Annotated in this window: 19 protein-coding genes and 1 other annotated feature; of the genes, 4 read left to right on the top strand and 15 right to left on the bottom strand. The window is 35.4% G+C overall.

Going from position 1 to position 20541, the window contains the following annotated elements; all coding sequences use genetic code 11:
• Window positions 1-6: 6 nt before the first annotated feature.
• Both EVI01_RS06880 and EVI01_RS06875 read right to left on the bottom strand, forming a co-directional pair.
• Entirely contained in the window at window positions 7-642 is a 636-nt protein-coding gene (locus tag EVI01_RS06880; RefSeq protein ID WP_010750417.1) for an amino acid ABC transporter ATP-binding protein, read from the bottom strand.
• Between the two features lie 11 nt (window positions 643-653).
• Window positions 654-1295, bottom strand: coding sequence for an amino acid ABC transporter permease (locus EVI01_RS06875; protein ID WP_010750416.1), 642 nt, complete (start codon window positions 1293-1295; stop codon window positions 654-656).
• A 192-nt stretch (window positions 1296-1487) separates the two neighbouring features.
• Window positions 1488-1718 (bottom strand) — a binding site (T-box leader).
• A gap of 90 nt (window positions 1719-1808) precedes the next feature.
• On the opposite strand from EVI01_RS06875, the gene EVI01_RS06865 reads away from it, so the two are divergent.
• On the top strand, window positions 1809-2294 hold the full coding sequence (locus tag EVI01_RS06865) for a prolyl-tRNA synthetase associated domain-containing protein (protein ID WP_010750415.1): 486 nt from the start codon (window positions 1809-1811) through the stop codon (window positions 2292-2294).
• A gap of 107 nt (window positions 2295-2401) precedes the next feature.
• Here the strand turns inward: EVI01_RS06865 and EVI01_RS06860 are convergent, their stop codons facing one another.
• The 3 genes from EVI01_RS06860 to EVI01_RS06850 all read right to left on the bottom strand — a co-directional run bounded on the left by EVI01_RS06860 (window position 2402) and on the right by EVI01_RS06850 (window position 5475).
• A complete protein-coding gene (locus EVI01_RS06860; protein ID WP_081630613.1) occupies window positions 2402-4474 on the bottom strand; it encodes a DNA topoisomerase III in 2073 nt (690 codons plus the stop codon).
• Window positions 4407-4784 (bottom strand): DUF1033 family protein, encoded by a 378-nt coding sequence (locus EVI01_RS06855; RefSeq protein WP_010750413.1) that lies wholly within the window; start codon window positions 4782-4784, stop codon window positions 4407-4409. The genes EVI01_RS06860 and EVI01_RS06855 overlap by 68 nt, the downstream gene beginning before the upstream one ends.
• A gap of 124 nt (window positions 4785-4908) precedes the next feature.
• Window positions 4909-5475, bottom strand: a complete 567-nt coding sequence (locus EVI01_RS06850; protein ID WP_010750412.1) for a TetR/AcrR family transcriptional regulator — start codon at window positions 5473-5475, stop codon at window positions 4909-4911.
• A gap of 149 nt (window positions 5476-5624) precedes the next feature.
• Here EVI01_RS06850 and EVI01_RS06845 point away from each other — a divergent pair, with 149 nt between their 5' ends.
• On the top strand, window positions 5625-6914 hold the full coding sequence (locus EVI01_RS06845) for a multidrug efflux MFS transporter (protein WP_010750411.1): 1290 nt from the start codon (window positions 5625-5627) through the stop codon (window positions 6912-6914).
• Between the two features lie 182 nt (window positions 6915-7096).
• Here EVI01_RS06845 and EVI01_RS06840 read toward each other — a convergent pair whose 3' ends face one another.
• The 9 genes from EVI01_RS06840 to EVI01_RS06800 form a co-directional block, all read right to left on the bottom strand.
• Window positions 7097-8212 carry an aminotransferase gene (locus EVI01_RS06840; RefSeq protein WP_010750410.1) on the bottom strand — a complete coding sequence of 372 codons (1116 nt, stop codon included), beginning with the start codon at window positions 8210-8212 and terminating at the stop codon, window positions 7097-7099.
• 12 nt (window positions 8213-8224) lie between these two features.
• Entirely contained in the window at window positions 8225-9646 is a 1422-nt protein-coding gene (arcD, locus tag EVI01_RS06835; protein ID WP_010750409.1) for an arginine-ornithine antiporter, read from the bottom strand.
• Between the two features lie 345 nt (window positions 9647-9991).
• Window positions 9992-11113 carry a tRNA 2-thiouridine(34) synthase MnmA gene (gene mnmA, locus EVI01_RS06830; protein WP_010750408.1) on the bottom strand — a complete coding sequence of 374 codons (1122 nt, stop codon included), beginning with the start codon at window positions 11111-11113 and terminating at the stop codon, window positions 9992-9994.
• A gap of 314 nt (window positions 11114-11427) precedes the next feature.
• A complete protein-coding gene (locus EVI01_RS14055) occupies window positions 11428-11790 on the bottom strand; it encodes a hypothetical protein (protein WP_051093418.1) in 363 nt (120 codons plus the stop codon).
• Window positions 11791-12092: 302 nt separating this feature from the next.
• Window positions 12093-12743, bottom strand: coding sequence for a hypothetical protein (locus tag EVI01_RS06820; protein ID WP_010750406.1), 651 nt, complete (start codon window positions 12741-12743; stop codon window positions 12093-12095).
• Between the two features lie 70 nt (window positions 12744-12813).
• Window positions 12814-13059 carry a hypothetical protein gene (locus EVI01_RS14235; RefSeq protein ID WP_244150188.1) on the bottom strand — a complete coding sequence of 82 codons (246 nt, stop codon included), beginning with the start codon at window positions 13057-13059 and terminating at the stop codon, window positions 12814-12816.
• A 487-nt stretch (window positions 13060-13546) separates the two neighbouring features.
• Entirely contained in the window at window positions 13547-14176 is a 630-nt protein-coding gene (locus tag EVI01_RS06810) for a hypothetical protein (RefSeq protein WP_010750404.1), read from the bottom strand.
• A gap of 82 nt (window positions 14177-14258) precedes the next feature.
• Entirely contained in the window at window positions 14259-14891 is a 633-nt protein-coding gene (locus EVI01_RS06805) for a hypothetical protein (RefSeq protein ID WP_010750403.1), read from the bottom strand.
• Between the two features lie 267 nt (window positions 14892-15158).
• A complete protein-coding gene (locus tag EVI01_RS06800; protein ID WP_010750402.1) occupies window positions 15159-15779 on the bottom strand; it encodes a hypothetical protein in 621 nt (206 codons plus the stop codon).
• A 950-nt stretch (window positions 15780-16729) separates the two neighbouring features.
• Between EVI01_RS06800 and EVI01_RS06795 the strand changes: the two genes are divergently transcribed.
• Window positions 16730-18670 (top strand): YiiX/YebB-like N1pC/P60 family cysteine hydrolase, encoded by a 1941-nt coding sequence (locus EVI01_RS06795; protein WP_010750401.1) that lies wholly within the window; start codon window positions 16730-16732, stop codon window positions 18668-18670.
• 106 nt (window positions 18671-18776) lie between these two features.
• On the opposite strand, the gene EVI01_RS06790 is transcribed toward EVI01_RS06795, so the two are convergent.
• Window positions 18777-19388: a metallophosphoesterase family protein gene (locus EVI01_RS06790; RefSeq protein ID WP_010750400.1), complete on the bottom strand. Its 612-nt coding sequence runs from the start codon at window positions 19386-19388 to the stop codon at window positions 18777-18779.
• Between the two features lie 166 nt (window positions 19389-19554).
• On the opposite strand from EVI01_RS06790, the gene EVI01_RS06785 reads away from it, so the two are divergent.
• Entirely contained in the window at window positions 19555-20334 is a 780-nt protein-coding gene (locus tag EVI01_RS06785) for a hypothetical protein (RefSeq protein WP_010750399.1), read from the top strand.
• The last annotated feature ends 207 nt before the right edge of the window (window positions 20335-20541 follow it).

Genomic DNA, 20541 nt, shown 5'->3' with positions numbered 1-20541 from the left:
CTCCTTCTACTTATTTGGAATGACTTTCACTAATTGATCTCCTACATTTTCAGCAAAAACCAAGTCATGGGTCACAATAATTTGTGTCACACCTTCTGATTTTAGTGAAACGATCAAGTTTTCAACTTGTTGGCGTAGCTCTGGATCCAATGCACTGGTAGGTTCATCATAAGCTAAAACTCGTGGATTCATTGCAAGTGCTCGAGCAATCGCCACTCGTTGTTTTTGTCCCCCAGATAATTGATAAGGGTAGTTATCTAACAAATCACTAATCCCAAGTGAAGTTGCCAATTCTTTGGCTTTTTTCGTATACGTTTCTTTTGATTGTTTCAATACCATTTTTGGTGCTAACGTAATATTGTCAAAGATACTTAAATGTGGAAATAGTTGAAAATCTTGGAAAACGACACCAACTACTTGTTCCTTTGTCTTTAATTCAAATGGATCAAAAGGCGTTTTATCTAAATAAAATTCGCCACTATCAGCCTTTTCTAGCCCTGCTAAAATTCTTAGAAGTGTCGTTTTTCCGCCACCAGAAGGACCAACGATTGCCAATGTTTGCCCATCTGGGATCACTAAATCGAAATCTTTGATGACTTTCTTTTCCCCAAATGCTTTACTTACTTTTTTTAATTCAATCATGTTCGTTCCTCCTAGCGGTAGTAATTTAATTTTCCTTCAACTTGTTTCATAATAATCGTCAAAATTCCTGTTAAAGCTAAATAGATCAAAGCAACCCCAAGTAGTGGGAGTAAAGTGGCGTCACGTTCCATGGCAATCTTACCAGCACGCATGACGTCTCCTAAACCTAAGATATAAATTAAAGAAGAATCTTTTACTAAGTTAATGACTTCATTTCCAACGGATGGTAAAACGATTTTGGTGACTTGTGGAATAATGATTTTGCTGACAGTCTGAAATGGGCTTAATTGCAAAACTTGTGCTGCTTCATATTGCCCTTGTGGAATCGATTGGATACCTCCACGAAAAATTTCAGCAAAATAAGCCGCGTAATTTAAGATAAAAGCCAGTAGTGCCGCTTCAAAGCGATCAAATACGATACCAATCGTTGGTAAACCATAAAATACAAAAATCAATTGCAATAATAATGGCGTACCACGCATGATCCAGACATAAGTCTGTAAGAAATAGCGAATAGGTTTAAAATGCAAGGATAACCCTAACGCTAAAATGATCCCTAATGGTAATGAACCAATCAAGGTAAAAACAAATAATTTCAAGGTTGTGAGAGCACCCACCAATAATTGTGGCATGACTTCAATTAAATAATTCATTTCTTTCTTCCTCCTTTTAAATAAAAAGTCCCCTTGACTTTCGTCAAGAGGACGTATAACACGTGATTCCACCTCTGTTCGTTTCTTTTTCACAAAAGAAACCTCACGCAGTCATTCCAGAAATAAGGCAAAACATCAATAGTTGTCATTTACTTGTCCACGAGAACAAAAAAACGTCCTCTGATCAAATGATCAAAGGACGTAAATAACGTGGTTCCACCTTTTTTTGTTAATTCCTCACGGTAATTAACCTTATCTGGTCATCTATCAATGACCGCAGCTATAACGGGCTCCCCGGATTTTCCTACTTCATTTCAGAAAATCGACTCCAAGATGTGTTTCACCATTAACTGCTATCTCTTTTCAGCTACCAGAGACTCTCTTCAAACATTTAATCGCTACTCTTCTTTTCGATGTCGTTTATTTTAACTTACGAGTAATTTACCTGATTATTTTTCATTTGTCAAACCTTTTTTTGTGATAAACTAAAAAAAAGAAAGGAAGCGGTGCATAATGCCTCAAGCCACTGAAAAAGAAGCCTATGAATTACTTGATTTTCTAGAGATCTCTTACCAAAAAGTAGAACACCCAGCCATTACTTCCGTTAAAAATGTGCCTTTTTCTCTACCAGGTCCGCAAGTAAAAAATCTTTTAGTCAAAGCAAAAAAAGGAAAGCAAATTTATTTAGTCATTTTACCTGATGAAAAACAAGCCAATTTAAAGCAACTCGCTGAACAACTGAATGAAAAGCGATTGTCTTTTGTGTCAGAAAAACAGCTTGATGACTTACTCGGAGTTCCTGCGGGGACTGTCACACCACTTGCATTGATGCATGACCAAGAAAATTTGATCCAAGTAGTGATTGATTCATCGATCGATCAAAACAAGACAGTCGGATTTCATCCAAATGTCAACACGGCTACCTTAATCTTGCAGTTCGCTGACTTCACTAAAATACTCACTCATCTGCAGCATCTACCCATCTACAAAGAATTATAAGAAAAAAAGAAGGCACAGCTGATTGAAGTGATCGGACAAAACGAGTCTAAAAATGGAACTTTTGGTGATCACTTCACCTATTGGCTGGCCTCTTTTTTACGGTTTTATTATTTTTCCATTGCAGCTTTTAAGGCTGCTGCTAATGGACTTTCTTCTGGTTCTTCTGCTTGCGCATATTTTTTCAATAATCTTCGTTCTTCATGCTTCGTCATTTTTTTCTTCTGTTCTTTTTTATCTAACATTTTTTCTGTTGTGCCATCATATTTACAGCGGAAATAGGCTCCATTTTTTCCTTCAATAATTTCCATTTTTCGATGACATTGTGGGCAACGATGATTGGAAACTTTTGGGTCTTTTCTTCGACGATAATGGCAATCTTGATTGGTACACACATAGATTTTTCCATCACGAGTGTTTTTTTCACGCAAATTAGCGCCACACTCGGGACATTTTTTTTGCGTGATTGAGAAATCTTGATAGGTTTGTTTGCTTGTCTTGATTTCTTGAACCAATCGTTTAGTTTCTTTTTCAATTTCTTTTAGAAAATGTTGTGCTTGTTTTTTGCCCATGGCAATTGCTTCAAGATCTTTTTCCCAGCTTTCCGTTAGGTCTGGCGATACTAATGACGGATTCACTAGTTCTAAAAGTTGTTTCCCTTTTGGTGAGACTTGTAGTCCTTGTGGCGTACGTTCCATTAGTTCAGATTTAATTAATTTTTCAATAATCTCTGCTCTTGTGGCTGGAGTTCCCAAACTATGTTTTTCCATTTGTCCTAAAAGACTAGCTTCTGTCAGCGGTTTTGGTGGGGCAGATAATTCTTTCTTGATCGTAAAGTTTGGTTGAATCTTCATTCCCTCTACCCAGTTCACTTCATTGCTCTCATTTTGGCTAAGTTCTTTCCAACCTGCTTGGAGTATTTTATTTTGGCGAAAAACAAATTGTTCCTTTCCAAACGTCACTGTCACTTTTGTTTGGCTGACTTTATGCGGTTCAGCAAATAGTCCCAAAAAACGCGTAACGATCATTTGATAGATTTTTTGTTCTTCATTACTTAATTTTTCATAGCGGGGACGATTTTCAGTTGGTAACAAGGCATGATGATCCGTAACCTTATTGTCTTGGAACACTTTGGTTTGACGAACGACAGCACCATTTTTTAGATATTGTTTGACTTGCGGTGCAAAGTCACTTATGGCTTGTAACCGTTCTTTCATTGTCCCTTTCATATCTTGTGTCAGATATTTACTATCTGTTCGTGGATACGTCACGATTTTATGAGTTTCATATAAACTTTGAACCAGTCCTAATGTTTTTTTAGCAGAATAGCCATAGCGTTGATTGGCTTCTCGTTGGATTTCAGTTAAATCATAAGGTAAAGGAGCAGTTTCTGTCTTAGTCTTTTCTTGGATCGAGGTGACAGTTCCCTTACTTTTCGTTAAATTTTGAACCAGCGATTGCGCTTCTTCCTGACTCTTCAAAGCAAATGGATTTTTTTGAACCATTTTTGCTTGTTCTTTTTGTACTTCTAACAAAATAGAAAAATAAGTTTGAGGTCTAAAGGTTTCAATTTTTCTTTCTTGCGCTCTGACTAAAGCTAAGGTTGGTGTTTGAACTCTTCCTGCTGATAGATTGTCTTCATATTTAACTGTTAAGGCACGTGTAACATTCAAACCTACCAACCAATCAGCTTTGGCTCTAGCTAAGGCTGATTGGTACAGTGCATCGTACTCTTTTGCGGGTTTTAATTGCTTGAAACCTGTCTTGATGGCTTTATCTGTTTGTGAGGAAATCCATAGTCTTTTGACAGGTTTTTGAAAGTGAACATACTCTAAGATCCAACGAGCAACTAACTCGCCTTCTCTTCCTGCATCGGTTGCAATTACTGCTTCAGAAACGTCTTTACGTTGAGCTAATTGCTTGATCGTTTTTAACTGATGACCCGTTTTTGGCAAGGGTTTGATGCCCAAATGTTTGGGAATCATTGGTAAGGTTTCCATTTGCCAACTTTGCCATTCTTTATTCAACTCTTCCGGCATTTTTAGCCCTAACAAATGACCAAGGGCCCAAGTCACGATCACCTTGGGTCCTTCGTAGTAATTTTTATGCTTTTGATTAGCACCAAGCACCTTGCTTAGGTCTTTCGCAACGCTTGGTTTTTCCGCTAGAATTAGTTGTTTCATAAAATTCCTTTCTGCTTTCTAAAGTGATTGGTTGATGATTTTTTAACAAGGCTAACCCTTTGTATTGCTGTAAGTCATCATCACATTCTTCACACCAGCGCTCATCTCCGTCATTCCAGAAGGCGCTTAGAAAGTTACTTTTTGCATGGATATATTCGTATTGATTATGGATGGCCAGCCACTTTTGTTCATAATTTGCCTGTGCTTCTTCAAAAGAATCAAATGACTCTTCTAATTCGATATCTTCTTCCCAATCTTCAAAAAACCACCAAGGCTCATTATCACCGAACATTGTAACTACTTGATACATACTCGTGCTCCTTCTTTTCGCTTTTTCTTAGAACCATCTTAGTCACTTTTCAAGAAAGTTGCAAGAAATTTCTCTTATAAAAGGAACATTTTATGAATTCATTCATTTTAAAGAAAAGTGCCCTTTATTTACTTTGGAGTGTGGCGATAAAATCATTGATCATCCAAGAATAACTGTCTTCTGGAGATACTTTTGGCTCTTTAGTAAAGTAGCCAAGAAATCGTAAAGATAGATAGCCGTGGATCATGCTTCGTAATTCACGACTACGATGTGTTTTCTCTTCGTTTGTTAAATCAAATGATTCAAACAATTGCAGAATAATCTGATTAGTTTCACGAATGCCTTCTAAAAGAATCACTTCATTGGTATGAGGCACACTAATCAACAGTTCGTAAACTGCTTGATTGGCAAAAGCAAACGATTGATAGACTTGTGCGTATACACGTAAAGCGTCGGCTCCGCTTCTCCCTACCAGAGAACGTCTCAGCTCGTCATTTAACTCTTGCAACAATTTAGCCGTTAAAGCTGTTTTTACTTCGCGCATATTTTTAAAATGATTGTATAGGGAAGGTGATTTGACATCTAAGCGTTTAGCTAAATGTTGAAAAGTGATTTGTTGAACATCCATCTCTTCTGCTAATTCACGAAAACAGGCGAGGATTTTTTCTTGAGATAGATTTCTTTTTTTCATTTCATTATTCCCTTCATGTGTTAACTACCCAACAAGATTAGTTTACCATGAAAAACGAAGATAAAAAAGAGCCTCCTGTTGATAAACTACAATTTGTAGTTTATAATAATCAAATGTAAATGAAAATTTTCAGAAAGAAGGACAACGCATTGACCACCAAAATAAAAGAAGTACTATTTAGAAAAAGAGAAACTTGGGAACAAAATTTATTCGTCTTGTGGTTTGGCACATTTATGGCAGGGATCGGATTTAGTCTAGTCATGCCGTTCATGTCATTGTACATAGATACGTTAGGCAATTATAATACAACACAATTGAACTTTTGGAGTGGGTTAACTTTTTCTTCTACTTTCTTAGTAACGACCTTGATTTCTCCTTGGTGGGGAAAACTGGCCGACCAAAAAGGCAGAAAATTAATGCTTTTGCGCGCTTCTTTAGGAATGGCGATCGTCATTTCATTAATGGGGTGCGTCACAAGTGTCTATCAACTTGTTGCTCTTCGTTTGTTGCAAGGTATTTTTGCTGGTTATGTCAGTAACGCCACAGCACTGGTTGCTACTGGTACGCCAAAAGAAAAAAGCGGTCAAGTCCTAGGAACTCTCGCCACTGGGTCTGTCACAGGAACCTTGCTTGGTCCATTACTTGGTGGGATTTCTGCTTCTGCTTTTGGTTATCGTCCAACCTTCTTTATCACTGGTATTATTTTATTTCTGGTCTTTTTATTGAGTCTCTTTTTTGTCCATGAAACATTTGTCCCTGTGAAAAAAGAAAACATGAGTTCCGCAAAACAAATATTCAAAGAGTTAAAATATCCTCATGTCGTGATCGGCATGTTTGTCACGACGATGATTATCCAAGCTTCCAATAACTCAATCAGTCCAATTATTAGTTTATACATTCGTCAATTGTTACATGGACATGGTAATGTCACTTTGGTCAGTGGAATCATTGCTTCTATACCAGGGATCGCTACATTGATTGCGGCTCCTCGTTTTGGGCGTTTAGGAGATAGAATAGGTAGTGAACGAATTTTAGCAATTGGTTTAGCCTTTGCCATTTTAGTTTACATCCCCATGGCCTTTGTGACGAACGTTTGGGAGCTCGCTTTTCTTCGTTTTTTGATCGGCATTTCAGATGCTTGTCTTTTACCAGCGGTTCAAGCATTGATTACAAAATATTCCCCTCATCATGCCGCTGGACGTATTTTTAGTTACAATCAATCCTTTCAAGCAACAGGAAATGTGGTAGGTCCGATGATTGGTTCAAGTGTTTCTAGTGTTTTTGGTTATCGAGGTGTTTTCCTTTCTACTTCGTTCCTTGTTTTCGTTAATTTCTTGCTCGTTCGTCGGAACACACAAGAAATCCATGAGGAAGACAAAAAACAAATACAAGAAGAAACAACGCAATCTCTTGTTTCTAACCGCAACATGACGAAATAGGTCACCCCTTTAGTCAATTCATTCAACAAAAAAAGCCAGTTCATCTAGGATAGTTTTTCTATTCTTAGATGAACTGGCTTTTTGTCATAAGAACGAGTATTGAAATCATCACTAAGCGAAAAACACCAGTTTATTTTTTAGTAGACGTAGGGTTCAATGCGTTCACTTTTCGTTTTGTTTCATCAACTTTTGGCTAAAAATTCTGATAGTAATGTTAAGCCTTTTTCTAAAACTTCTTTTTTACAGCAGTAGCCTAGTCGTGCATGTTTAGGTAAATCAAACGCACTACCGGGTACGAGTAATACTCCGGTTTCTTCTAATAAATCAATGCAAAACTGCGTGTCATCGTCTTTAATATCCAGCTTGATAAAGGAAGTGGAAACATAGTTAGGCATCACCAAGGATACTTTCGGTTCAGATGCTACCCAATCTTTTAGAATTGCTAGATTTTCTGCAACAATCTTTTTATTTCGTGCGAGGATTTTTTCTTTATTTTTTAGTGCGTGAACCGCTAGATCATCCGATAAGACGCCACCACAGATCATCGTATAGTCTCGATATTTTCGAAAGAGTTCAGCCAATTCAGCGTTCGTTGCTGTCCAGCCAATCCGTATTCCCGGAATCGAATACGTTTTAGATAAAGAGTTGGTCGCAATTCCTTTGTCATATAAATCAGCGATGGAAACAAATTCTCCTTCTGCTGCTAAAGGCGCATACACTTCATCCACCAACACATAGGCGCCAACTCTTTTCGCAATGGCAACAATTTGTTCTAACGTTTGACGATCCAATAATGTTCCTGTAGGATTATTGGCGCTATTTAAACAGATCATTTTTGTTTCTGGTTTTACTAAACCAGCTAATTTTTCAACATCAAATCGCCAGTTTTCTTCTTCTTTTAACTCAACGAAATCAATACTTGCACCAATTGATCTTGGGATGTCATACAGTTGTTGATAAGTTGGTAACATCGAAATCACGTGATCGCCTGGTTCGATCAATGCGTATAAGGCAAGTAAATTTGCGCCTGTCGCCCCATTTGTTTGGAGAACATTTTGCGGTTTTACCGTATGATAAAGTGCTGCTACTTGTTCTTTAAATGCCTCTGAGCCTTCAATCCAGCCATAATCTAAAGGCAGATGACTTCTTTGTGTAAAAAATTCATTGACCGTGGTGCCGTCCAAGCCAATTAATTCTTCCAAAGTCAGTGCTTCGATTGAACTTTGCGCAATATCATAAATCGCCTTCTTTTCCCATTTGTTGAGCCATTCTTCGACACCAAAATTTGCAATCTCCATCTAACTCTCCTCCTATATCGTAATTATTCCTGACACAAGTAAAATGATTGAAAGAATCGCTCCACTACTCATCAATCCGATCATTATTTTTTCTTTGGTTGAAATTTGATGATTAGTTTCCTGACAAGCCTTCCAATAAAAATAAAAGCCAGGAAGATAAGCAATACTACATAATAAAACATAAGAAAAACCCGCCAAAGTTATGCCCATTAGTTCAAAAACAACTGCAATACCACCTATGATCATTTGTTTGTGATCCTTTTGCTGAAAAGAAAATTGAACTTGGTAGATTCCCACCAACAAATAGCAAATTAAAATAGCTGCCGTACATAAAGAATAAGCAAATTGATAGGCATAGTCTGTAAATAAAAAGGTCAATAAAAATAGGTTCGTCAATGCTGCTGTTAACACCAAAGAATAAGTTGGTGCTTTTTTACTGTTGGTTTTCCCCCAGAATTTCGGCAATAAACCATCTTTAGCCATCAACATTGTTGTTTCAGCTGGTAACATTGTCCATGAAAGCCAGGAACCAATAATTGATATAATCAAACCAATATTAATAAGCATCGCACCCCAACTTCCGACAACACCTTTTAAGATATTGGCCATCGCTGGTTGAGAGATACTAGCAAGTTCACTTTGAGAAAGTACCCCATATGGCAATAATGAAGCCAAAATATAAATAAATAGCAAACACAATAAACCTATAATCGTCGCTTGCTGAGCATCGGAACGTTTTTTGGCACGGTTGGCTAAGACACTTGCGCCTTCTATTCCTACAAATACCCACATCATGACCATCAAACATCCTTTGATTTGTAGCCAAATACTGGCCTCATTCTTAGCCCCATTCATTAGATTATCTGAGACATTTCCCCAAAAATCAGCCGTAAAGACATTTAATTTAAAAGCTACAATCATAAAAACAATAAATAAAAATAAGGGAACTAATTTACAGATAGTTACGATCATGTTAATAAAACTAGCACTTTCAATGCCGTTATTCACTAGAAACGTCAGTCCCCAAATAAACATACTGGCAAAAAGAATCGAAGGAATATTTTGTCCTCCTTTAAATAATGGGAAAAATTCACCAATCGCACTCATCATCATCGTTGCAAATGCCACATTTCCTAACCAAGCAGACAACCAATAACCCCAGCCACTAATAAATCCACCTAATTCACCAAAAGAAGCTTTTGCATAACCAAAAATCCCACCATCTAAATCGGGACGTTTTTCCCCTAAATGATTCAAGGATAAGACCAGCGCTAAAATACCGATACCTACAATCACCCATGAAATAATTGCTGGACCTGGAGCAGCCGCACTTGCTAGATCACTTGTAATCCCAAATACGCCACTTCCAATAGAAGAACTAACGACCAAAGCCACTAATCCCCACTTGCTAATACCTGCTGTTTTTTTCTCCATTCACACCACACCTTTTTCTTATTTTAGCAAACGCAAAAAATGATTTTTCATGCAAACAAAAACAAATATATAAAATATTTATACATATTAATGGCTATTATGGACTTTTTATTCGATATATTCAAGTGTTATTTGCATAATATCCAATTTTGACTAGAAAAATAATTCTTTTTCTAGCGTATGCAAAAAGAAATCGATTACATTTTTATCAACACGCCTTTTTCTTAGCCAGAAGACTCTTTCTATTTAGTTATTGTACGCTATTTCCATTTTAAGCTATATCACCACAAAAAAAGAGAAGGATGTCTCCTTCTCTAGATTTCATTCCATTGTTTTTGCTATAACTTAAACATATTGTAAAACTTTTGCTTCTTGGTAGGCGTGATCAATCAAACCGCCACCCAAGCATTCCATGCCATCATAAAATACAACTGCTTGTCCAGGTGTGATCGCACGTACTGGTTCATCAAAAATCACTTCAGCGCGGTTACCTTCTAATAGACGAACCGTTACCGGTACATCTTGTTGGCGATAACGGAATTTTGCGCTACATCTAAATTCTTTGGGCATGTCTTCATTGGTAGTAAAGTGAATTTCACTTGCATCCAGACTAGTAGCGTACAATGCCGGATGATGGAACCCTTGACCGACGTATAATGTATTGGTTGTGAGGTCTTTTCCTACGACAAACCAAGGTTCTTGTGAAGCACCTCCGCCCCCAATTCCTAAGCCTTGTCTTTGACCAATGGTGTAATACATCAAACCAGCGTGTTGACCTTTGACTTCGCCATCAAGTGTCACCATATTGCCTTTTTTAGCTGGCAAGTAGTTACTTAAAAATTGTTTAAAATTCTTTTCACCGATAAAACAAATACCCGTTGAATCCTTCTTTTTAGCCGTAGCTAACCCTGCTCGTTCTGCAATTGCTCGAACTTCAGATTTTTCCATCCCGCCTAGAGGAAACATGGTTTTAGCTAATTGTTCTTGTGACAATTGGCTAAGAAAATACGTTTGATCTTTGTTATTGTCCACCCCACGAAGCATGTGAGAGACACCATTTTCATCTCTTATGACCTGTGCATAGTGCCCCGTAGCGACATATTCCGCCCCTAAGTCCATTGCATAGTCTAAAAATGCTTTAAATTTAATTTCTTTATTACACATGACATCTGGGTTAGGCGTACGTCCTGCTCGGTATTCTGCTAAGAAATATTCAAAGACACGATCCCAATATTCTTTTTCAAAATTGACAGAATAATAAGGAATCCCGATTTGTGAAGCTACTTTTGCGACATCCTTATAATCTTCTGTCGCTGTACATACACCATTTTCGTCGGTATCATCCCAATTTTTCATAAAGATTCCCACGACGTCATAGCCTTGTTCCTTTAATAAAAGTGCTGTTACAGATGAGTCAACACCGCCACTCATCCCAACGACAACGCGTGTTTTGCTGTTGTCTTTCATGGTATCACCATCATTTCAATTAGATTCTGAAACATCTACGAGTTGAAGGTCGCAACTTTTCAGTGCTTTACATTATACGATATATTTTTGAAAATTTCATCCTTTATTTCTCAAAGTTTGAGACAGCCCTTTTGATCGAAAGAAGAAAAAATCATAACGAGAATCAGACGTTTTTTATAAGTGTCAGGAATTAGAGTAAATAATTGACAAACCGTCCTACCAATTTATTATATGATGGTGTCATTTTTGTGGAAAAATATTGTCTAGTTAAGCTTAAATATGTATCATTTTTTTAGTAATTCTCCTGTATCGGTCTAAAGCCCAAGAATCCAAATAACGACATGAAAATAGGTTGCGAATAAATAATTGATAAGTAGTAGCCACCATTTCATTTTTCCATTCTCAAGGATAGAAGAAAGAATAAGGCCAATTAAGCCAGAAAGACTTAGTAAAATCACGTAACTGAACATTTCCCAACCATATGAAGAAGACAATAAACTGTAATTGATTCGAATAAAAAAAACTATTGAAAGTAGCATTGGTAGCCCCAAGCAAATAATCGCAACCGTTTTTTGATGATTGTTTTTTAGCAACCAAATAGATAGTAGTAAATAGGCAAGGATCGCAATAAGAACATCGAATCTTTTTATCCCAACAAAACCGAGCAGAAATAACACGATCCCATACACACAACTAAAATGAAGACAAGTAACCAACCATTTGATTTTTTTGGCTGCGCACCAGTAGAAAAAATCAAACTAAGACCACTAAACAAATATAAAGAATAGTAAATGAAGAGCCAATTTTTAGCTACTTGCTCTACAAATACAGGAAAAGTCCTCCACATAAACCATGTGATAAAGATAGAAATAATGGAAGGCAAGCAACAAGCTAAGAAAATCAGTGAGAATTTCGTACATGTCTTACTGTTTAGCGATAACATGAAAACAACTCCTTTTTTCATTTTTTACGATTTGCATTAAAACAGATCAAATACTAGGACTACCAAAAAGACAATATGAAAATAAGCTGAAAAAAAATAATTAAATCCCAAGAGGAACCATTTGGCTCTTCTACTCTTGTTCGGGAGTGTGGCTGAAAGAATAAAACCAACTAAACCAGATAAAGTCAGTAAAATCACATAACCGATCATCTCCCAACCAACCATAGCTGTTAGTAGGTTGTAATTGATTTTAATAAAAAAGCCAGTTGAAATGATCATGGGTAGTCCTAAGCAAATGATAGCCACCCATTTCTGATTAGTTCTTTTCAGCAACCAAAGAGATAGTAGTAAATAGCCAAGGATTGTGAGGAACAAATCGAATCTTTCAATGCCCACAAAACCGCTAAGTAACAGAACAACCCCATACACACAACTAAAATGAATAAAAGCAATCAGTCGTTTTAAGATTTTTGAATGGGCACTGGTTGAAAAAATTAAACCGAGACCACTGAGCAAACAACACGGATAATAAATGAATGCGGCACTTACTTCTGGAAGATGAATTAATGGAACAAATCCATGAAAATCCTTAAACCAACTAACCATCATTACTATAATTAACAAAAGACTACAAATTAAGAAAATCATGGAGAACTTCGTACACGTCTTATTTTTTAGTGATGGCATGAAATCAACTCCTTTTTTGAGAAAAGATTTTTTGTATCTTAATCTCTTTTCTTGCCAACAGTCACTTTTATTAACGACGTAGGACTGAACCAAGCAAGATGACAATATGAAAATAAGTTGCAAAAAAATAATTGATCCCCAAGAGGAACCATTTGACTTTTCTATTAGTATTATCAAGATTCGCTGCAAGTATAAGACCGACTAAACCAGAAAAACTCAGTAAGATCACAAAGCCCACGATGTCCCAATTCCAGCCAATTCCATAAGTGATTAAATTGTAATTGATTCTGATAAAAAAAACGGCTGAAGTTAACATTGGTAGCCCCAAACAAACCAACACTACCCACTTTTGATTAGTTGTTTTCAACCATACTATAAATGGCAAGACAAATACACTTATTATAAATACAAAAGCAAAACTTTGTACGATAATCAAAACGATCCAAAACAGAGGAATCAGATAAATACAACTAAAATGAAATAATAGAACTAGCCATTTTAATTTTTTTGAATGCACGCCGATAGAAAAAATTAAACTGACACCACTAAGTAAACAACCTAGATAATAGAAAAAAGCTACATTTATTTTTTGAAGATTAATTAATGGTACGAGTCCACAAAAATCCCTAAATTGGCTAATCATTATTAACGTAATTAAGAACAAACTACAGGTGAAGAAAAGCAGTGAGAACTTCGTAAATGTTTTACTATTTAGCGATAATATCGAAACCATTCCTTTCTAAGAAAAATTTTTTACACTTTAGACTTTTCCTTTCAGGTAATCTGTTTTGATTAAAGTCGTCTTACAGAAGTAAGAGAACGATATGAAAATAAACCGCAAAGACATAATTAATCCCTAAGAGGAACCATTTGGCTTTTCTATTAGTGTTATCAAGATTCGCTGCAAGAATAAGACCGACTAAACCAGAAAAACTCAGTAAAATCACAAAGCCAAGGGTACTCCAGTAATCCCCAGAAGTGAGGAGATCGTAATTGAGCTTAATAAAAAAGCCGGTTGATAATCCCATTGGCAATCCCAAGCAAACGATCGCTACTCGTTTCTGATTCTTTGTTTTCATTAAACGGATAGAGACTAATAAATAAGCCATTATCGCAAGGACAAAAATGAACCCTTGAATAATCATCAAGCTGATCCAAAATAGACCAACTATATAAATACAACCAAAATGACCAACTATAATCATCCATTTTAACTCTTTTGAACGCACACCGGTCGAAAAAATCAAACTGAGACCACTGAATAAACAGCAAAGATAATAGAAAAAAATGCCACTTATTTCTTGATAATTACTAAATAGAGCGAATCCATGCTCTTCACCAACCCTGCTCATCATTAGTAACAAAATGGAGCAAATACTACAGACTAAAAAAATCACTGTAATTTTGGTACATACCTTATTTGATAGCGACACTATTTACACAACTCCTTTCTAAAAAATTTTTTTTATTTAAACATGTTCATTTTATTAACACCCACTATTTATGAGAAGTAGCTCAATGAAGAAAGATGAAGATATGAAAATAAGCCGCAAAAAAATAATTAATTCCTAACACTATCCATTTGACTTTTCCATTATTAAGTTTTGTCGAAAGGATAAGACCGATTAAACCTGAAATATTAAGAATAATCATATATCCAAAGGTATCCCACCACCATCGTCCGCCAGAAAGGATGAGATCGTAATTGAGTTTGATAAAAAAGCCGGTTGAAATAATCATCGGTATCCCGAAACAAGCAATCATTATCCATTTCTGCTTACTTATTTTTAGTAACCAGATAGATAGTAGTAAGTAGCCAAGGATGGCAATCAATAAGTCGAATCTTTCCACCAACATAAAACTGATAAAAAATAGAAAGAACCCATAAACACTACTAAAATGGACAAACGAAGCAATCCTTTTTAAAAGTTTTGAATGCGCATCGATAGAAAAAATCAAACTTAAACCACTAAGTAAACAGCAAAGATAATAGACAACCACAAAACTTACTTCTAGAAAATGATTCAAAGAAATGAATCCATAAACTTGACTAACCCACCCAATCATTATTAACGCAATTAAACAAAAACTACAGATTAAGAAAATCATTGAAAACTTCGTACATGTTTTACTGTTAAGCGATAACATAAAAATACCTCCTTTTTTCATTTTTTACGATTTGCATTAAAACAGATCAAATACTAGGACTAACAAAAAGACAATATGAAAATAAGCTGCAAAAAATTATTGAACTGCAATTAAGAAAAAGCTACAGGTTAAGAAAATCATTGTAAGTTTGGTATATACCATACTTGATAGAGATAACATTCCCCCTCTTCCTTTCTGATAAAAAACTTTTTCATATTTTAGTAAATCCACTTTTATTTCAAGTACCCAACGTATATGAAAAGCGCCTCAACGAAGAAAGATAATGGCATGGAAATAAGCTGCAAAAAAATAATTGAGCCCCAAGAGTATCCATTTGGCTCTTCCCTTATTGAGATTTGCTGTAAGAATAAGACCAACTAACCCAGAAATATTCAGTAAAATAGTAAACCTAGTAATGTCCCAACCGCCTATGGAAGTTATTAATGCGTAATTAAGCCTAATAAAAAAGTTGACTGAAAGTAACATAGGGATCCCCAAGCAAACGATTGCTACCCCTTTCTGATTGTTTATATTTGTTTTCAGCAACCATATAGGTAGTAACAAAAATATACTTAGTAGTATTAAAAGAGGGGTAAGTAAACTGATCCAAAATAGAGCTACCACATAAACACTACTAAAATGAACAAACGCAGTTATTCTTTTTAACATTTTGGAATGCGTGCCTATAGAAAAAAACAAACTAAGTCCACTGAGTAAACAACAAGGATAATAGACAACCGCCATACTTACTTCTGGAAAATAAAGCAAAAGAACAAATCCATGAAAATCCTTAAACCAACTAACCATCATTACCATAATTAACAAAAGACTACCAATTAAGAAAATCATTGAAAACTTCGTACATGTTTTACTATTTAGAGGTAACATGAATACCACTCCTTTCTTATGAACAACAGTTTATCCATTAAAATATTGTCTATTATTTTTTTATCTACTTTTATTTCGTTAGCTATTCATTACAAAATCTACTACAAGTAATAAATGAATATCGGTAATAAAATGGTCTTTTTCTATTAGAACGTTTATTTGATTCAATTAATTTCCAATCTTGGCAAATACTCTCTGGTGATTAAAATCCAATAATCCAAATAACAACATGAAAATAAGGATGAAGACCGCTAGAATCAAACTTTGAGAAACACTATCAGAACGAAAAATATTGATTAATCACCAAACAGATAGAAACATCGCTACTCTAAACAAACCGAATAAACTTTTACTCTCATTTTCGTTTTCTCCTTTCATTTTTCTGTAATTCTCCTCTTTTTTTGTACCTAATTTTTCTGTCCATCCATAAACCAACAAAAAGAACTCAACGATCCCGACAAAACAAATGAAGGAAGAACTTATTTCCTTTCAGTGATTTAGTTTTTATTTTTTGGAAAATATTTAATTGATTCCTCTTTCCATCTAGTAATCTAATATAGTTAACACTATAAAAATATGTTTCTCCTTCACGATAAGCCAAAATAATCCATAGAAAAATTACTAACCATTTAAAAAAAATTTAATTTTTTTATTTTAAAAAGTGTTATCTAAAATAAAATAAAACTTATATTTAAATAACAAATTAATCCAAAAAAATCATATAACACCTATTCATTTTTTATAAAAAAGAGCATAAAGATCGTAAAAAACAATAGTATATTCGTTTTTTACAGTATAACAACGCTTACATTTCAATTTTAATTAATTGTGTTTTTACCGTTATGCATCATTCTTTCTCCTTTAAAAAAAACAAATTAAAAGAATAAACTCTACTTTTTAACATTTTATTTTATGTTATTATGATAGCATAAAACTTAGGAGGGATTACATTGAAATTAAAATTTTTGCTCGTGACTTTTTTATGGACTCTTTTGTTGGCTGTTCCTGCAACTCATGTATCTGGAGAAACAACAACCGATGAACAACTGACGGAATACTATGATTTCTTCAAAAATGAATACGCTTCCTTTGATCAAACTTTTGAAGAATTTACCGCCAATTATTATCAGCAAAACGCTTTAAATGATGCCTTACCAGATGAAGAACAATTAAAAGCTTATTTGCAGTCCGTTAATGAACAATACTTACCAGCGGAAGCCGAACGTTTATCTAAAAATGAGGCTTTATGGTCCTACAATATTGGTAACTCATTGGATAAATTAACCTTTGAAGAAAAACCAAACTATGATACCTATGATTTATTGAATACAGTCCAGCCTGGAGATGTTATTTTTGAGAAAGAACGAGCGGTATTTTTCCCTAATGTAGTCGTTCTTCATCATGTGATGATTGTAGAAGGGATTTACGAAGAAACTCATTTGATCAATGGAAAAGAAGAAACCTTTCGCTACATTCGAACCATCGAAGCGGTAAAACAAAGTGAGCCAACTGAGTTTAAACCAGATGGGGTCGTCTATGGAGTGTTAGATGATAAGCGCTTTGATTATGCGGAAGACACTATTCTGCGGGTGCCAGAGGCTACTACTTTACAAAAAAATGCAGCCATTCAATTTATACGCAATCAATTAGGCAAGCCTTATCATATATCAATAGATTTTCTTCAACATAAAAGTCGTTTATCTACCAGAGAAAATTGGTATTGCTCTACACTGGTTTGGGCTGCTTATATGAATGCGACCCCAGATGGTAGAATTGATGATAAAACCCCAGAATATTATCCTAATTTTCAAGGTATTGATCTTGAAACCGATGATTTACTTAATGAACCTGGTGTAACACCAAATGACATCTTACGTTCAAATAAAGTTGAAAAAACCAGCCCATCCTTTGCTGATTACAAGTATTATTTACAAAATGTGATTAGCTCACCAATCGGAGGTCCTGCGATCGAATTAGCTGATTTTACTTTCAGAGAAAATTCAAACGTATACAATCTAAGAAACAACTATCGCTTTATCGCCATTGATAAAAACAACCAAAAACCTTATGTTAGTACTGAGCTCACCTTGGGGCGGACATCTGGGGGAAGTTTGGTGGCGCAGTTAGATATTTTTACAAAATTCTTGTTAACGGATGAAGCAAAAGAAAAATATGCCGATTCATCCATTCCCGTGATTCCTAAAATGATTGCTACAGAAGATATTCCTAACTATGTGATGAATTGGATCAATACTTACACCCATTGTTCCTTTGAGGTCGTCTATTCGCAAGATATAACGACCGATCTCAATCATTTGCGCTATAACCCAAGTTATACAAAAATTGCGAAAAAAGCTCATCCGATTAATAACTATCAAGTCAATCAGGTTGTTCATACTCCACCTCCTTTTACGCAACAACGATTTGATTATACGGAAAATCTAACGGTCTATGAACATTACGAACTAAGTAATCCTAATCCAGCCTTTGCTGATATTTCTCACAACAAGATGGCTGGTGGCTGGTATTATTTTTACAATAATTTTTATGCATTAGTTCGCTTAGAGAATGGCACCTATCGTTATGCGACGTATCTTCGCTTCCATGGTTCTTTTTCTACGGCTGTCGCTGAAAGAAATGGCTATGGTTTGAACTACGATTACACCATGACCGCAGAAGCAAAAGAAAAATATGGCAATTATTATAATAATATCGTGAAAAATCAGTCTGTTGACTTTGGGATTGATTGGTTGAATCAATACACCAAAGAAAGTACTTTGATTGTTTTTTCTAAAGATATTGATAAAGATATCACTCGACTCAATCAAGGAACAGCCACCGTTGGCAAAGGATTTAATGACAAAGGTCAATACGTTTATTGCATTTTATAATAGATGAAATGAAGAGCTAACAGCCATAAAAAATAAGCGCTAACTAAAAAAGAAAACTTCCTTATCACCTAAAACGGTATCCTTGGAAGTTTGCTTTTTGCTCTTTTTATTTTGATTGCCAATTGGTTAATTCTTGTTGCTTCGCTTCATAAATTTCTTCAATTTCCTTTTCCGACAATGGGGTACCAAATGGCAGTTTCTTTTTAAAAAAATCTCTTTCTGGCGCATCGACTCCGACGTTCACATCATTACCGATTGGCACACTATAGTGATGGATATGACCATGGAGGTTACGAACACTGTCATTAGGACCAAGTAACATCGGATAGTGAGTTAAGTAGTATTGCTGATGATTGAATTTCACGATTGTTCCGACGTCATAAAAATAAAACTTTTTCGCACCATTTCCCATACCTGGGTCATGTTTTTCTAAATACCGAAAAAAGGCTCGGCTGTCATGATTTCCTTTGATAAAATGAATGGTTCCTTTGAGTTGTTGGACTAATTCAAGTACGTCTTGACTTCCTTTTTCATATTGAGGATGCATGGCTAAATCGCCTAAATGATAAACTTGATCCGCTTCTTTTACTACCGCATTCCAACTAGTGATTAGTTGCTGATTCATCTCTTCGACTGTCTCGAATAATCGTGGGGCAAAATCGTTTTTCCCTAATAAGTTCTTATGGAAAAAATGCATGTCACTAATAAAAAAATTCACGTGCCTTCCCTCCTTTCTTTTAGCGTAAACAAAATCAAGTAAATAAACAACTGATCCGTTTTTTACTAAAAAACAGATGCTGTTTCAATCTTTAACGTGCAAACCCATAAAAAGGTATTTGCAACAAAAACGTGATAAAATAAATGAAAAACTGGAGGCGTTGGCTATGGAAATCACCTTTCAAACGACTGTAACCCCAACAAAAATAGAAATTACTTTACCACATGAACATGGAAAGATTCACTTGTTAAAAGACAAACCGCCTTTATCTGAAAACTCTTTTTATCTTTTTTTTGAACAGAAACAATGCATTGCCATCGGGAAAACGGTTACACCCAAAAAATGGGACACGCTTGCTTTTATTCAGTTTCCTTGGGATATAGAAAGTGATCTTATCAGTTATTTACTTCAAGAAAAAGAAGAATCTGCTGGGCTAACAATTGAAACTGATGCTTCTTCCAAGGAAGCTATTCCTAGTGCCCTCAGGAAAAAGCTAACCGAACCGCTTGAAGAGATCGTAACCATCTTAGAAACATTTGGCTACTCACTTGAAAAAGGCGTCTCGCAGAAAAAGAAGAAACCTGCAAAAGCTCGTCATCGTTGGTCCAAAAAAGTAAGTGAAATTCCTTTTACTGTCAATTATAGAAATAGCCAAGCCACCCTTTATTGGATTAGTCGCAATGAACTATTGATTAAAGCCGGCGCTACGTTGTTACCAGAGGCTCCATTAAATAAAAACGGCTCTGTGAGTTATTCAGCAAAATATGGTGAAAAACTGCGTGATGATTACAAAGATCGGATTGCCGACAATAAAACGACGAAAGATATTATTGTAAAAAGTGTCAATGAAGCAAGTTTACTACTTTACTTTGGTGGAACGAACAGCTGGTTAGAAATTGTTGATGAAAATGGAAAATCAATTGACGAATGGACAAAAGTGGATTAATATTTTTTCCTCAAATGAATAGTCAAAAAAAGAGTGGGAGACAAAAAGTAAAGAATACTTTTGCCTTCCGCTCTAAATATGTGTAAATGGTGTTCTCAGCATTGCTTCTACGGAATTGAGCTCAAAAATGCAAAAATATGAAAAGCTATTTTCGTGTTTTTGTTCTTAATTCTTGAAGCAGAACATGCTTTTCATAACCTCTATCCA

Origin of the sequence: Enterococcus villorum, assembly GCF_007990225.1 — a bacterium.
GTDB lineage: Bacteria > Bacillota > Bacilli > Lactobacillales > Enterococcaceae > Enterococcus_B > Enterococcus_B villorum.
Note: the sequence above shows the minus strand (reverse complement) of the source record. Positions and strands in the feature narration are given on the sequence as shown.

Bases quoted from the DNA above. Each gene is read 5' to 3' on its own strand.
- EVI01_RS06840 (WP_010750410.1), bottom strand. From the start codon at position 8,212: ATGGAGATTGCAAATTTTGGTGTCGAAGAATGGCTCAACAAATGGGAA.
- EVI01_RS14235 (WP_244150188.1), bottom strand. From the start codon at position 13,059: ATGTTAACTTCAGCCGTTTTTTTTATCAGAATCAATTACAATTTAATC.
- EVI01_RS06880 (WP_010750417.1), bottom strand. From the start codon at position 642: ATGATTGAATTAAAAAAAGTAAGTAAAGCATTTGGGGAAAAGAAAGTC.
- EVI01_RS06800 (WP_010750402.1), bottom strand. From the start codon at position 15,779: ATGTTACCTCTAAATAGTAAAACATGTACGAAGTTTTCAATGATTTTC.
- EVI01_RS06785 (WP_010750399.1), top strand. From the start codon at position 19,555: ATGGAAATCACCTTTCAAACGACTGTAACCCCAACAAAAATAGAAATT.
- EVI01_RS06855 (WP_010750413.1), bottom strand. From the start codon at position 4,784: ATGTATCAAGTAGTTACAATGTTCGGTGATAATGAGCCTTGGTGGTTT.
- mnmA (WP_010750408.1), bottom strand. From the start codon at position 11,113: ATGAAAGACAACAGCAAAACACGCGTTGTCGTTGGGATGAGTGGCGGT.
- EVI01_RS06860 (WP_081630613.1), bottom strand. From the start codon at position 4,474: ATGAAACAACTAATTCTAGCGGAAAAACCAAGCGTTGCGAAAGACCTA.
- EVI01_RS06865 (WP_010750415.1), top strand. From the start codon at position 1,809: ATGCCTCAAGCCACTGAAAAAGAAGCCTATGAATTACTTGATTTTCTA.
- arcD (WP_010750409.1), bottom strand. From the start codon at position 9,646: ATGGAGAAAAAAACAGCAGGTATTAGCAAGTGGGGATTAGTGGCTTTG.
- EVI01_RS06805 (WP_010750403.1), bottom strand. From the start codon at position 14,891: ATGTTATCGCTTAACAGTAAAACATGTACGAAGTTTTCAATGATTTTC.
- EVI01_RS06850 (WP_010750412.1), bottom strand. From the start codon at position 5,475: ATGAAAAAAAGAAATCTATCTCAAGAAAAAATCCTCGCCTGTTTTCGT.
- EVI01_RS06820 (WP_010750406.1), bottom strand. From the start codon at position 12,743: ATGCCATCACTAAAAAATAAGACGTGTACGAAGTTCTCCATGATTTTC.
- EVI01_RS06875 (WP_010750416.1), bottom strand. From the start codon at position 1,295: ATGAATTATTTAATTGAAGTCATGCCACAATTATTGGTGGGTGCTCTC.